Origin of the sequence: Streptomyces sp. NPDC056452 (assembly GCF_042796085.1) — a bacterium.
Lineage (GTDB): Bacteria > Actinomycetota > Actinomycetes > Streptomycetales > Streptomycetaceae > Streptomyces.
In genome coordinates, this window is sequence record NZ_JBHTRI010000001.1 from 503,770 (window position 1) to 516,066 (window position 12,297).

Below are 12,297 nucleotides of genomic sequence, written 5' to 3' on the forward strand. Positions count from 1 at the left end.
AGCCTGGTTCAGCGGCTCCTGGTGCCTCTATCCGACGGTACCTTGCCTGGCCCCCCGTTCGGGCCCCCCTTGGCACGGTTCACACGGCCGTGGCCGTGCTGGTGGAATGTGCCAAGGGGAAAGACCGACGTCAGACGGCCGCGCCGGCTGTGGTCTTGCGGGTGGAGACAATCTGGTCCACCAGACCGTACGCGAGTGCGTCGTCGGCGGTAAGGATCTTGTCGCGCTCGATGTCCTCGCTGATCTTCTCCAGCGGGGTGGTGGAGTGCTTGGCCAGCATCTCCTCGAGCTGGGTGCGCATCCGCAGGATCTCGTTGGCCGCGATCTCCAGGTCGGAGAGCTGCTCACGGCCGGTCTGCGAGGACGGCTGGTGGATCAGCACACGGGCGTGCGGGAGCGCCATGCGCTTGCCCGGGGTGCCCGCGGCGAGCAGGACGGCGGCGGCGGAGGCCGCCTGGCCCATGCAGACCGTCTGGATGTCCGGCTTCACGAACTGCATCGTGTCGTAGATCGCGGTGAGCGCGGTGAACGAGCCGCCGGGGCTGTTGATGTAGATCGAGATGTCGCGGTCCGGGTCCATGGACTCCAGGCACAGCAGCTGCGCCATGACGTCGTTGGCCGAGGCGTCGTCGATCTGCACACCGAGGAAGATCACACGCTCCTCGAAGAGCTTCGCGTACGGGTCGTACTCACGCACACCCTGCGAGGTGCGCTCCACGAAGCGCGGGACGACGTAGCGGTTGTCCACCTGCGGGCCGGTGTAGAGGCCGCTCGCGGAGGCGCCGGGGAAGTTGTTCATGTGGGTGTTCACCATCCTGGTGGCGTTCATGTGGGCTGGGAGTCTCGGCGTACGAGAGGGTGCGGCGTGGTGCCTGTCCGGGTGTGCCGGATCAGGCGCCGGTGCCGCCGCCGCCCGGGATGCCCGACGCGACCGTGATGATCTCGTCGATGAGGCCGTAGTCCTTGGCCTCCTCCGCCGTGTACCAGCGGTCGCGGTCGCCGTCGCGGATGATCGTTTCCACGGTCTGGCCGGAGTGGTGGGCGGTGATCTCCGCCATCCGCGTCTTCGTGCGGAGCAGGTACTGGGCCTGGATCTTGATGTCCGAGGCGGTACCGCCGATGCCGGCCGAACCCTGGTGCATGAGGATGTCGGTGTTCGGGAGCGCGAAGCGCTTGCCCGCCGTACCGCCGGTGAGCAGGAACTGGCCCATCGAGGCCGCCATGCCCATACCGATGGTGACCACGTCGTTCGGGATGTACTGCATGGTGTCGTAGACCGCCATGCCTGCCGTCACCGAGCCGCCGGGGCTGTTGATGTAGAGGTAGATGTCCTTGTCCGGGTCTGCGGCAAGGAGCAGAAGCTGTGCGGTGATCTTGTTGGCGATGTCATCGTCGACCTGCTGACCGAGGAAGATGATGCGTTCGCCGAGCAGTCGGCTGTAGACCTGGTCACCGAGGCCTCCACCGAGGGACGGCTCTCCGGCGGCGTAGGGCATCAGATTCGTCACGTATCCACCTGCTCGTCTCTGACGGCTCCGGCCGTCTCAGCGTCTTCGTACCGGGTGGGCCGGGACTAACCGACCCTTCCTCTTCATGGACCCTAACGCGCAGGTGGGACAACGCCATCCCGCTTCCCCAACTGTTCGCTGGGAGCGCAAGGTCCGCAGTCCGCACAAGGGTTCTGGGGGTGCGGGCCGATACGCCGACGGGCCCCGGACGTGGTACGTCCGGAGCCCGTCGTGTACGGATCAGAAAAGCCGATCAGTTCGAGGATCAGGCCTCGGTCTTCTCGTCGGCGGCAACCGCGTCAGCGGTGCCCTCGGCGGCCTCGACCGTCTCGACAGCCTCTTCCTCGTCGTCCTCGAGCTCGACGACCTCACCGTTGGTGTCGACGACCTTGGCGGCCTCGACGACCACCGCGAGCGCCTTGCCGCGGGCGACCTCGCCGACGAGCATCGGCACCTGGCCGCCTTCGACGACGGCCTGGGCGAACTGGTCGGGGCTCATGCCGGAGGAAGCAGCGCGCCGCATGAGGTGCTCGGTGAGCTCCTCCTGGTTGACGTTCAGCTTCTCCTTGTTGACGAGCTCGTCAAGGATGAACTGGGTCTTGATGCCCTTGATGGCCTGCTCGGAGGTCTCGGCCTCAAACTCCTCGAGCGTCTTGCCCTGGATCTCCAGGTACTTCTCGAGGTCGAGACCCATCTGGCCGAGCTGGTGGTGCTCGAGGTTGTGCTTGCGGGTCTGGACCTCGTCCGCGAGAAGCTTCTCGGGGATCGGGACCTCGGCCAGCTTCAGCAGCTCGTCGAGGACGCGCTCCTGGGCCTGGGTGGCCTGGTCGTACTGCTTGGTGTTCTCGAGGCGCTTGCGGCTGTCCTCGCGGAGCTCGGCGAGCGTGTCGAACTCGCTCGCCATCTGCGCGAAGTCATCATCCAGCTCGGGCAGTTCGCGAGAGGCGACGGTGGTGACCTTGACGGTGACCTCCGCTTCCTTGCCCTCGGCGGAGCCGCCCTTCAGCTCGGAGGTGAAGGTGGCCTCGCCACCGGCCTCCAGGCCGGTCACGGCCTCGTCGATGCCCTCGAGGAGCTCGCCGGAACCGATGGTGTACGAGACACCGGCGGCCACGCCGTCCTCCAGGACCTCTCCGTCGACCTTGGCCTCCAGGTCGATCGTGACGACGTCGCCCTCGGCGGCCGCGCGCTCGACCGGGTTGGTCGAGGCGAAGCGCTCGCGGAGCTGCTCCACGGCCTTGTCGACGTCCTCGTCGGTGACCTCGAGTGCGTCCACGGTGACCTCGATGCCGGAGTAGTCCGGAATCTCGATCTCGGGACGGACATCCACCTCGGCGGTGAAGGCCAGCAGCTCGCCGTCCTTCAGTTCGGTGATGTCAACCTCGGGCTGGCCCAGAACATTGAGCTCACCCTCGTTGACAGCCTCGGTGTAGAACTTCGGAAGGGCGTCGTTGACGGCCTCCTCCAGCACAGCACCACGGCCGAACCGCTGGTCGATGACGCGGTTGGGGATCTTGCCCTTACGGAAGCCCTTCACCGTGACCTGCTGGTTGATCTTCTTGTACGCCGCGTCGAGGCTGTCCTTGAGCTCCTCGAAGGGCACCTCAATGCTGAGCCGAACCCGGGTCGGGTTCAGGGTCTCCACGGCGCTCTTCACGGTTCGGTCTCCTTGGTGGCTGACTTCTTGGGGTTCTGCTGGGCCGCCGAGAGGCGGCTTCGCGGATCGAGCCCGGTACATCAGACACACGGGCACGCAATTTGCATAGTAACGGCAAGCGGGATGACTCCCACAACGCGATCTTGCCTGGAGATCTTGCTGGTGGTCGGGGTGGCCGGATTCGAACCGACGACCTTCCGCTCCCAAAGCGGACGCGCTACCAAGCTGCGCCACACCCCGTCGGTGCGACACGTAGGGTACATGCCGAGGAGCAGTGCGCAGCACGCTTTACGAAGGCGGTCACGGACGGTCACACCGATACGGGTGTGCGCGGACCTTCCTGGACCCGCTACGATGCTTTTCGTGCCGCGGTCCACAGGACCTGCGGTGCACCGCTTGCGGGCGTAGCTCAATGGTAGAGCACTAGTCTTCCAAACTAGCTACGCGGGTTCGATTCCCGTCGCCCGCTCCATGCCAGGGCCCGGTCCGACGATTACTCGTCGGACCGGGCCCTTTGCGTGCGCGGATCAGAAGCTGATCTGGTTGATCGTCTCGGCTATCGAGTTCATGAATCTGTTGATCGACGGCGCCATGCCCGTCGACGCCAGGAAGAAGCCGAAGAGCACGGCCACGACCGCCGGCCCGCCCTTGATGGACCCGCCGCGGATCAGCACCACCAGGATGATCCCCAGCATCAGCACCACAGACAGTGAAATGGCCACGACTGATCACACCCTTGGTCGGTCCGCCTTGCCGGCCCGGCGATGTGCAGCCCAGCACACCTCCGTTGACTCCATCGTGCCACCAACTCCCCTGTGGGTGCTGCCAGGTGACGGATAGCACTGTCCGGATCGCGCCATCCTCACGCCCGCGTGCACCCCGGGGCGGATCGGCGCGCGGGGCGCCCGGAGAAGGGGCGCGGGGGCGCGGGGGAAAATCCGGGGCGCCCACTGCGCGCGAGGCAGTTCGAATATCGGCCACTGTGATCGTTTCCATACCCCCACAGTTCATTCACAGCATTTTGCCGTGCGTTCGTGCGACGAATTTCACTCTCCCCAACTACGCGACGATATGCCCCGTTTAAGGGGGATTAACCGCCCCATAGCGGGCGGTTGTCGGTGGTTTCATTTTCGAATGGGTGGGAACACGCGATATCTCTTGACAGTTTTACGCATGGCAATCAACAGGTCTAAGGTGCTTTAGATGTTCCAAGCTCCGAGCGAATTCAAGAGGGCCCCGATCCCCCCGGAGACCCGGGAGTCGGAGCCCAGACACGAGCGGACGACGTCAACGGCCGTCAGGACTCCCCCGGTGTCCGCCCCGGCCCGCTCCGCAGCTCCCGCGGCCTCCGGGGGCCCCGCTCCGGCCAAGCAGCGCGACGCCTACTTCGACAATGTGAAGTACCTCGCGATCGTGCTCGTCGCGGTGGCCCACGCCTGGGAACCGGTGATGGACGGCAGCCGCACCGCACGGGCCCTGTACATGGTCGTGTACGCGTTCCACATGCCGGCCTTCATCCTCGTCTCCGGCTACTTCTCACGGTCTTTCGACATGAGTCCCGCCAAGGTGAAGCGTCTGGTCACCGGGGTGGCCGTGCCCTACGTCCTGTTCGAGACGGCGTATTCACTGTTCAAGCGGTACGCGGGCGGCGGTTCGGACGACGTCCCGGTCACCCTGCTCGACCCCCTGTTCCTCACCTGGTTCCTGATTGCCCTGTTCATCTGGCGGGTCACCACTCCCCTGTGGCAGTCGCTGCGCCACCCGATGCCCGTCGCCCTCACGATCGCCGTGCTCGCCTCGGTGACTCCCGGCATCGGTGACGATCTCGATCTGCAGCGTGTCCTGCAGCTCCTGCCGTTCTTCGTGCTGGGTCTCCTGCTGAAGCCGGAGCACTTCCAGCTGGTCCGGCGGCGTGAGGTACGGCTGCTCGCCCTGCCGCTCTTCGCCGGGGCCCTGCTGTTCGCCTACTGGGCGGCGCCGCGCATGCAGCTCGGCTGGTTCTACCGGAGCAGTGCCGCACAGGAGCTGGGCGCACCGTGGTGGTCGGGGGCCGTGATGTCCCTGGCGATGTTCGGGTGTGCGCTTGTTCTCACGATCGGCTTCCTGGCCTGGGTGCCGCGCCGTCACATGTGGTTCACCGTGCTGGGAGCCGGGACGATCTGCGGTTATCTGCTGCACGGCTTCCTCGTGAAGGGCGCCGGATACTTCGGCCTGTTCGACCGGTACGAGTGGCTCACGAAGCCTGTCGGCCTGTTGGTCGTCTCCGTCGTCGCCGCCGGCGCCGTCACCCTGCTGTGCACTCCCCCGGTCCGGCGCGTACTGCGGTTCGCCACCGAGCCGGATCTGAACTGGGCGTTCCGCCGGAACGCCGCCAAGCGCTGAACCCGTCCGGCCCGCGGCGGCCCGGACGGGTTCCGGCCGTCGCGTGGGCCGGCCCCCGACCGGCGACGGGCCGGTCCGGGATCAGTCTGCCGCGGGGTTGGCCGGATCCGGCTGGTCGGCGGGCAGTTCGGCTCCGGTGAGCCCCAACAGCCCACGTACCTGCGCATATTTCGCTGTCAGCCGGGTACGCGTCGCCGGATCCAGGACCGCGAGGCGGTCCGGATCGGCGTTGTGCGCCAGGTCCGACTCCTTGATCAGCAGCGCGCCGGGGGTGGCGAGAATCCGCCCGGTGTACGCGACGAGGTCCTCGCCGTCCCGCTTGGTGACGGCGAGGACCATTTCTTTGACCTGCTGCGGAAGCGGGGCCTCGTCCAGCCACTGCCGGGACAGCGCGTCGTCCTCGACGGCGTCGTGCAACCAGGCGGCGGCGATCTGCTCGTCGCTCCCGCCCCGGATCCGTACGCCCTCGGCCACCGCGGCGAGGTGCTCGACGTAGGGGCGCCCCGCCTTGTCGGTCTGGGTGCGATGGGCCTCGCGAGCGGTCGACTCGACCTCGGCCAGGGTCAGATACGGGCTCGGCATGCGCCGACTGTACGCCGTCAGGAGCCGCGGTTCGACGGGTCATAGTTGCAGCGTCAATCGTTCGGTAAACTAATTACTGACGATTCCTTGACGCTCTCTTGACCTAACGAAGGATCAGGCTCATCGGACACGCAGACACGCTCATCGCCATGGGCGGCGCCTTCCTGGCCGCCGCCGTCCTCGCCCGCGTCGGCGGCCGGATCGGGCTGCCGACCATCCCCCTGTTCATCCTGGCCGGGATCCTGCTCGGCCCGCACACACCAGGTGTCGTCATCGTCGACGACCCCCACGAGCTGGAGATGCTCTCCGCACTGGGCCTGGTCCTGCTGCTCTTCTACCTGGGCCTGGAGTTCCACCTCGACGACCTCAAGGCGGGCGGGCGCAAGATGGCGCTCGCCGGCGGCACGTACCTCGCACTGAACGTCGGCGCCGGGCTCGGCTTCGGCTTCGCGCTCGGCTGGGGCACCTCCGAGGCGCTCGTCCTCGCCGGTGTGCTCGGGATCTCGTCCTCGGCGATCGTCACCAAAATCCTGGTGGACCTCGGGCGCATCGGCAACGCCGAGACCAAACCGATCCTGGGCATCATCGTCGTCGAGGACGTCTTCCTCGCCCTGTACCTGGCCGCGCTCCAGCCCATCCTCTCCGGCGCGGACAGCCTCTCCGCCGCGGCCGCCGACGGGGGCAAGGCGTTCGGCTTCCTGCTGCTCCTCGCGCTGGCCGCACGCTTCGGCACCAAGGTCGTCTCCCGGCTCTTCGACACCAAGGACGACGAACTCCTCGTCATCTCCTTCCTCGGCGCCGCCGTCTTCGTGGCGGGTGTCTCCGAGTGGTTCGGGGTGGCCGACGCGATCGGCGCGTTCATGGTCGGTCTGATGCTCGGCAGCACCGCGTCGGGCCCGCGCATCCTCAAGCTCGTCCACCCGCTGCGGGATGCCTTCGGCGCCATCTTCTTCTTCGCGTTCGGCCTCTCGATCGACCCGGGCGACCTGCCGAGCGTCGTGTGGCCGGTACTCGCCGCGGTCGCGGTGACCATGGCGATGAACGTGTTCGCGGGACTGGCCGCAGCCAAGATCTACGCCTTCGGACCCCGGGCGACCGCGAACATCTCGACCACGCTGCTGGCCCGCGGCGAGTTCGCCCTGATTCTCGCGACCATGGCGGCGGGCGCGGGACTGGACGAACGGCTCTCCCCGTTCATCGCCGGTTATGTGCTCCTGCTCGCGGTCCTGGCGCCGCTCGCGGCCGGGCGCTCGGACCGGCTGGCCCGCTTCCTGCCAGGAGGCCGGGCGAAGGACCAGGAGACCGAGAAGACCGCGGTACCGGCCTGATCGCCGTGTACGGGTACGGGGAGCCGTGTCTCCGTGCCCGTACCCCGCTGCCGGGAGATCCACGTCCGGGTGAAAGCGGGTGGCCGCATTGACGGTTGTACCTTTTCAGGCGCTTCCGTACGGTTCAGGCCCGACGGGACAGAAGCAGCAGCGCACGGTCGTCGTTGACGTCCTTCGCGCACGCCTCGATGAGGTGCCAGGCCGCGCCCTCGAAGCCCGTGGCGACGTAGCGGTCGGCCTCGCCGGTCAGCCGGTCGATGCCCTCGGCCATGTCCCGGTCGGACGCCTCCACCAGGCCGTCGGTGAAGAGCATCAGCACATCACCGGGCGCCAACGAGCCCTTCACCGCGTCGAACTGGGCGCCGTCGTACACACCCAGCAGCGGCCCTTCCGCGGCCTTCTCCTCCCACTGGCCGCTGCCCGCGTGCAGCTGCAGTGCCGGAGGGTGGCCGGCGGACAGGAGTTCGTAGTCGCCCGACTCCAGATCCAGGACCAGATGGATCGACGTGGCGAAACCCTCGTCCCAGTCCTGGCGCAGGAGGTAGCCGTTGGCCGCGGGCAGGAAGCCGTGCGGGGGCAGTGAGCCGAGAAGGCCGCCGAAGGCGCCGGACAGCAGCAGGGCCCGGGAGCCCGCGTCCATGCCCTTGCCGGACACGTCCGTGAGGACGGCTTCCAGGGTGCGCCCGCCGTTGGTACGGGCCGCGACGACGAAGTCGCCGGAGAAGGACTGGCCGCCGGCCGGGCGCAGCGCCATCTCGCGGTGCCAGCCCTGGGGCAGCAGGGGCAGGGCGCTCTGGACCCGGATCCTCTCGCGGAGGTCGAAGAGCATCGTGCCGCCGCGCCTCCACGGCACTCCGACTCTCGCCCGGAACTGGGCGAGGACCAGCCCGAAGAAGCCGCAGGCGGCGACGACCAGGACGGTGCCCGGAGTGACCCCGGCCGGTTCCTTCATGTACGGGCCGAGGCTGAGCGACTCCACGATGAGGGCGGTGGCCGCGGCCGCGTACAGGCCCAGCAGGCTGGCCGGCCGGAGCAGCAGACCGCCGGCGACGATGGGCAGTGCCAGCGCGGCAGGTGAGAACCACACGGGGTTCAGCAGAGTGGCGCAGGTGATCGCCGGAATGATGAGCAGGAGGCCGACGAGCGCGATCCAGTCGGAGCCGTCACCGCGGAAGTAGTCGACGCCGGACTTGCGCAGCGCGATGCGCGCCCGGTGGACCGATCTTCGCCACCGGGCCGGGTACGCGTCTACTCCTCTGCGACGGGCCATTGCCGGGACCCTATCCACCCGACAGCCTCCGGTGCAGGGGGACCCCTGTGACAATGCGTTCGAAATCGGGCCGACCCGGTCCGGTGCGCGCACTCCGGGGGTGCGCCGGAGTCGCTTTGTCCTCAATCGCGGGACGGGCGGGATGCGGTCACGGCCGGGCCGGACGCGCCCTTCTGACAGGACGGGCACCAGAAGAGGTTGCGGGCCGCGAGGTCCGCGGTGCGGATCCCGGTGCCGCAGATGTGGCAGGCCTGCCGGGCCCGCCGGTAGACGTAGACCTCGCCGCCGTGGTCGTCGAGGCGCGGTGGGCGGCCCATCGCCTCGGGCAGGTGCTCGGGGCGGACCGTGTCGATCCGGTTGTTCCGTACGCCCTCGCGCATCAGCTCGCCGAGGTCGGACCAGATCGCGTCCCACTCCCTGCGCGTGAGGTCCTTGCCGAGGCGGTACGGGTCGATGCCGTGCCGGAACAGGACCTCGGCGCGGTAGACGTTGCCGACGCCGGCGACGACCTTCTGGTCCATCAGCAGGGCGGCGACGGTGACGCGGCTCCGGGAGATCCGCTGCCAGGCCCGCTCGCCGTCCTCGCCGGTGCGCAGCGGGTCCGGGCCGAGCCGGTCGTGTATCGCCCGCTTCTCGGGTCCGGTGATCAGGGCGCACGTGGTGGGGCCGCGCAGGTCGGCGTAGTGGGCGTCGTTGACCAGGCGGAGCCGGACGGTGTCGGTGGGAGGCGGCGCGGGAGTCGTGCCGAAGCCGAGCTTGCCGAAGAGGCCGAGGTGGATATGGACCCAGCCGGGCCCGTCGAAGCTCCGCCTGTCGGAGCCCTGCCCGTCGGATCCGTGACCGTCGAAGCCCAGGAAGAGGTGCTTCCCGTGCGCGTCCACGCCGGTGAGGGTCCGGCCGTCCAGCAGGGCCGCACTGTCGGAGAACTTGCCCTGCGGGCTGCTCACCCGCACCGGACCGCCCTCGAACCGCTCACGGTGGTCCGCGGCGAGGCGGTGGATCGTATGCCCCTCGGGCACGGCGGATCTCCTCGGTGACACGACTGTGCCGCCGGGTACGGGACCCGGCGGCACAGGGGAGCGGGTGCGGGCGGTTCAGCCCTGCTGCGGGTGGTGGGCCGGGATCGGGGGGAGCTCGCCGGTCGCCTCGTACGCCGACAGCATCTCGATGCGGCGGGTGTGACGCTCCTCGCCCGAGTACGGGGTGCCGAGGAAGATCTCGACGAACTTGGTGGACTCCTCCGTCGTGTGCATCCGGCCGCCGATGGCCACCACGTTGGCGTCGTTGTGCTCACGGCCGAGCGCGGCGGTCTGCTCGCTCCAGGCGAGTGCGGCGCGGACGCCCTTGACCTTGTTGGCGGCGATCTGCTCGCCGTTGCCGGAGCCGCCGATGACGATGCCGAGGCTGCCCTTGTCCGCTGCGGTCCGCTCTGCGGCACGCAGGCAGAACGGCGGGTAGTCGTCCTGGGCGTCATAGATGTGGGGACCACAGTCGACGGCCTCGTGGCCCTGGGCCGTGAGCCACTCGACGAGGTGGTTCTTGAGTTCGTAGCCGGCATGGTCGGAGCCGAGGTACACGCGCATGGTGCGAAGTGTGGCACGGACCGGGCGGGGTAGCCGTCAGCGGGGTCGGGACCCACCGGGCGGTCCGGGGGTCCTGGTCCGCCTCGGGACCTGTGTGCAATGCCACTCGGGCAACGATCCGGTCAACGATCCGGAAGAGGGGGTTCCCCTTCCGGTGTCATTCGGGCTTGAATGCGTGGCCTTGCCTTCGCACCACCCCCGCTGAGGCAGGACCGACCCACGCGATCAGAAAACGTAAGGATTCGATCCATGACGTCGCAGACGACTCTGGCCGAGCCGGGCCACCAGCCCGAAGGGCCGGACAAGCCGGACTCCACGGACGGGCTTCAGGCCGGTCTCAAGAACCGTCATCTCTCGATGATCGCCATCGGCGGCGTGATCGGCGCGGGCCTCTTCGTAGGCTCCGGCGCCGGTATCGCCGCCGCCGGACCGGCCATTCTCCTGTCGTACGCGCTCGTCGGCCTGATGGTCGTCTTCGTCATGCGGATGCTCGGCGAGATGGCCGTCGCCCGGCCCAGCTCCGGCTCCTTCTCCGCCTATGCGGACCGTGCCCTGGGCCGCTGGGCAGGCTTCTCGATCGGCTGGCTGTACTGGTTCTTCTGGGTCGTGGTGCTCGCCGTCGAGGCCACGGCGGGTGCCAAGATCCTGGAGAGCTGGATCCCCGGCGTTCCGCAGTGGGCCTGGGCCCTGATCGTCATGGTGGTACTCACCGCGACCAACCTCGTGTCCGTCGGCTCGTACGGTGAGTTCGAGTTCTGGTTCGCCGGGATCAAGGTCGTCGCGATCGGCGCCTTCGTCGTCGTCGGCATGCTCGCCGTCTTCGGCCTGCTGCCGGGCTCGGACAACCCCGGTTCGGGACTCGCCCATCTCACGGACACCGGCGGGTTCTTCCCCGAAGGGCCGGGCGCCATCCTCACGGGTGTGCTGATGGTCGTCTTCTCCTTCATGGGCAGCGAGATCGTGACCCTGGCCGCCGGTGAGTCGGAGGACCCGCAGCGCGCCGTCTCCAAGGCGACCAACAGCGTGATCTGGCGTATCGCCATCTTCTACCTGGGCTCGATCTTCATCGTCCTGACGCTGCTGCCGTGGAACGACCCGTCGATCGTCAAGGACGGTTCGTACGTCGCCGCGCTGAACGCCATCGGCATTCCGCACGCCGGCCAGGTCATGGACGTCATCGTGCTGACGGCCGTGCTTTCCTGCCTCAACTCCGGCCTCTACACGGCCTCGCGGATGGGCTTCTCGCTCGGCCAGCGGGGCGACGCCCCGAAGTCCTTCGCCCGCGTGAACAAGCGGGGCGTGCCGCAGGTGGCGATCCTCTCGTCCGTCGTGTTCGGTTTCGTGGCCGTCTTCTTCAACTACCAGTGGCCCGACACGGTGTTCCAGTTCCTGCTGAACTCCTCCGGCGCCATCGCCCTGTTCGTCTGGCTGGTGATCTGCTTCACCCAGCTGCGGATGCGCGGCATCATCCTGCGCGAGTCGCCGGAGAAGCTCGTCGTACGGATGTGGCTCTTCCCGTATCTGACCTGGGCGACGATCGCGATGATCTCGTTCGTCCTCGTCTACATGCTGACCGACGATGCCGGCCGTGAGCAGGTGCTGCTCTCCCTGCTGGTCGCGGCACTGGTCGTGGCCGTGTCGCTGGTACGTGAGGCGCGCGGCCGCAAGGCGGCGGCTCCGGTCGAGTAGTCGGAACGGACACCTGCCGGCAGGTGTCAGGTTCACCGGGGAGGCCCTCCTTCGCCACGCGTCAGCGGGCGGACGGGGGCCTCCCTTCGATTCTGCTCGCTCCGGGCGACGGGCGAAGGTACGGACGTGGCGGCCGTACGGGCGCTGTACGCGGAGGTCACCGGTGAGTGAACCCGGGCCGTACCGAGGGGCGGCCCTTCACCGGACGTCCCCTTCACCGGACGTCCCCTTCGGCGGCGGGGACCCGCGCCGGAGGCTCCCACGGCCCCCGGGTACACAAGAGGCCCGCCGGTCGAAC

Annotated in this window: 11 protein-coding genes and 2 tRNA genes; 4 read left to right on the forward strand and 9 right to left on the reverse strand. The window is 68.3% G+C overall.

Features of this window, described 5'->3' with window-relative positions; genetic code table 11:
• Positions 1 to 130: 130 nt before the first annotated feature.
• From ACFQ6X_RS02255 to ACFQ6X_RS02270, 4 genes are all read right to left on the reverse strand, one after another.
• The gene (locus tag ACFQ6X_RS02255) at positions 131 to 814 is read right to left on the reverse strand and encodes an ATP-dependent Clp protease proteolytic subunit (RefSeq protein WP_351179963.1); all 684 of its coding nucleotides are present in this window, start codon (positions 812 to 814) and stop codon (positions 131 to 133) included.
• A gap of 76 nt (positions 815 to 890) precedes the next feature.
• Positions 891 to 1,496: an ATP-dependent Clp protease proteolytic subunit gene (locus ACFQ6X_RS02260; protein ID WP_164494208.1), complete on the reverse strand. Its 606-nt coding sequence runs from the start codon at positions 1,494 to 1,496 to the stop codon at positions 891 to 893.
• Positions 1,497 to 1,773: 277 nt separating this feature from the next.
• On the reverse strand, positions 1,774 to 3,165 hold the full coding sequence (gene tig / locus ACFQ6X_RS02265) for a trigger factor (RefSeq protein ID WP_383174538.1): 1,392 nt from the start codon (positions 3,163 to 3,165) through the stop codon (positions 1,774 to 1,776).
• Between the two features lie 163 nt (positions 3,166 to 3,328).
• Positions 3,329 to 3,405: transfer RNA gene (locus ACFQ6X_RS02270), tRNA-Pro, on the reverse strand.
• Between the two features lie 158 nt (positions 3,406 to 3,563).
• On the opposite strand from ACFQ6X_RS02270, the gene ACFQ6X_RS02275 reads away from it, so the two are divergent.
• A tRNA-Gly gene (locus ACFQ6X_RS02275) sits at positions 3,564 to 3,637 on the forward strand.
• Between the two features lie 55 nt (positions 3,638 to 3,692).
• On the opposite strand, the gene ACFQ6X_RS02280 is transcribed toward ACFQ6X_RS02275, so the two are convergent.
• A complete protein-coding gene (locus ACFQ6X_RS02280) occupies positions 3,693 to 3,887 on the reverse strand; it encodes a hypothetical protein (protein ID WP_329211088.1) in 195 nt (64 codons plus the stop codon).
• Between the two features lie 481 nt (positions 3,888 to 4,368).
• Here ACFQ6X_RS02280 and ACFQ6X_RS02285 point away from each other — a divergent pair, with 481 nt between their 5' ends.
• A complete protein-coding gene (locus tag ACFQ6X_RS02285) occupies positions 4,369 to 5,547 on the forward strand; it encodes an acyltransferase family protein (protein WP_383174542.1) in 1,179 nt (392 codons plus the stop codon).
• 81 nt (positions 5,548 to 5,628) lie between these two features.
• On the opposite strand, the gene ACFQ6X_RS02290 is transcribed toward ACFQ6X_RS02285, so the two are convergent.
• On the reverse strand, positions 5,629 to 6,129 hold the full coding sequence (locus ACFQ6X_RS02290; RefSeq protein ID WP_383174546.1) for an HD domain-containing protein: 501 nt from the start codon (positions 6,127 to 6,129) through the stop codon (positions 5,629 to 5,631).
• Positions 6,130 to 6,278: 149 nt separating this feature from the next.
• Between ACFQ6X_RS02290 and ACFQ6X_RS02295 the strand changes: the two genes are divergently transcribed.
• Positions 6,279 to 7,457 (forward strand): cation:proton antiporter, encoded by a 1,179-nt coding sequence (locus ACFQ6X_RS02295; protein WP_383174549.1) that lies wholly within the window; start codon positions 6,279 to 6,281, stop codon positions 7,455 to 7,457.
• A 124-nt stretch (positions 7,458 to 7,581) separates the two neighbouring features.
• On the opposite strand, the gene ACFQ6X_RS02300 is transcribed toward ACFQ6X_RS02295, so the two are convergent.
• The 3 genes from ACFQ6X_RS02300 to ACFQ6X_RS02310 form a co-directional block, all read right to left on the reverse strand.
• The gene (locus ACFQ6X_RS02300) at positions 7,582 to 8,727 is read right to left on the reverse strand and encodes a PP2C family protein-serine/threonine phosphatase (protein ID WP_383174552.1); all 1,146 of its coding nucleotides are present in this window, start codon (positions 8,725 to 8,727) and stop codon (positions 7,582 to 7,584) included.
• A gap of 122 nt (positions 8,728 to 8,849) precedes the next feature.
• A complete protein-coding gene (locus ACFQ6X_RS02305) occupies positions 8,850 to 9,746 on the reverse strand; it encodes an Fpg/Nei family DNA glycosylase (RefSeq protein ID WP_383174555.1) in 897 nt (298 codons plus the stop codon).
• Between the two features lie 75 nt (positions 9,747 to 9,821).
• Positions 9,822 to 10,310: a ribose-5-phosphate isomerase gene (locus ACFQ6X_RS02310; RefSeq protein WP_329211077.1), complete on the reverse strand. Its 489-nt coding sequence runs from the start codon at positions 10,308 to 10,310 to the stop codon at positions 9,822 to 9,824.
• A gap of 249 nt (positions 10,311 to 10,559) precedes the next feature.
• Here ACFQ6X_RS02310 and ACFQ6X_RS02315 point away from each other — a divergent pair, with 249 nt between their 5' ends.
• Positions 10,560 to 11,999 (forward strand): amino acid permease, encoded by a 1,440-nt coding sequence (locus tag ACFQ6X_RS02315; protein ID WP_383174558.1) that lies wholly within the window; start codon positions 10,560 to 10,562, stop codon positions 11,997 to 11,999.
• Positions 12,000 to 12,297 lie beyond the last annotated feature (298 nt).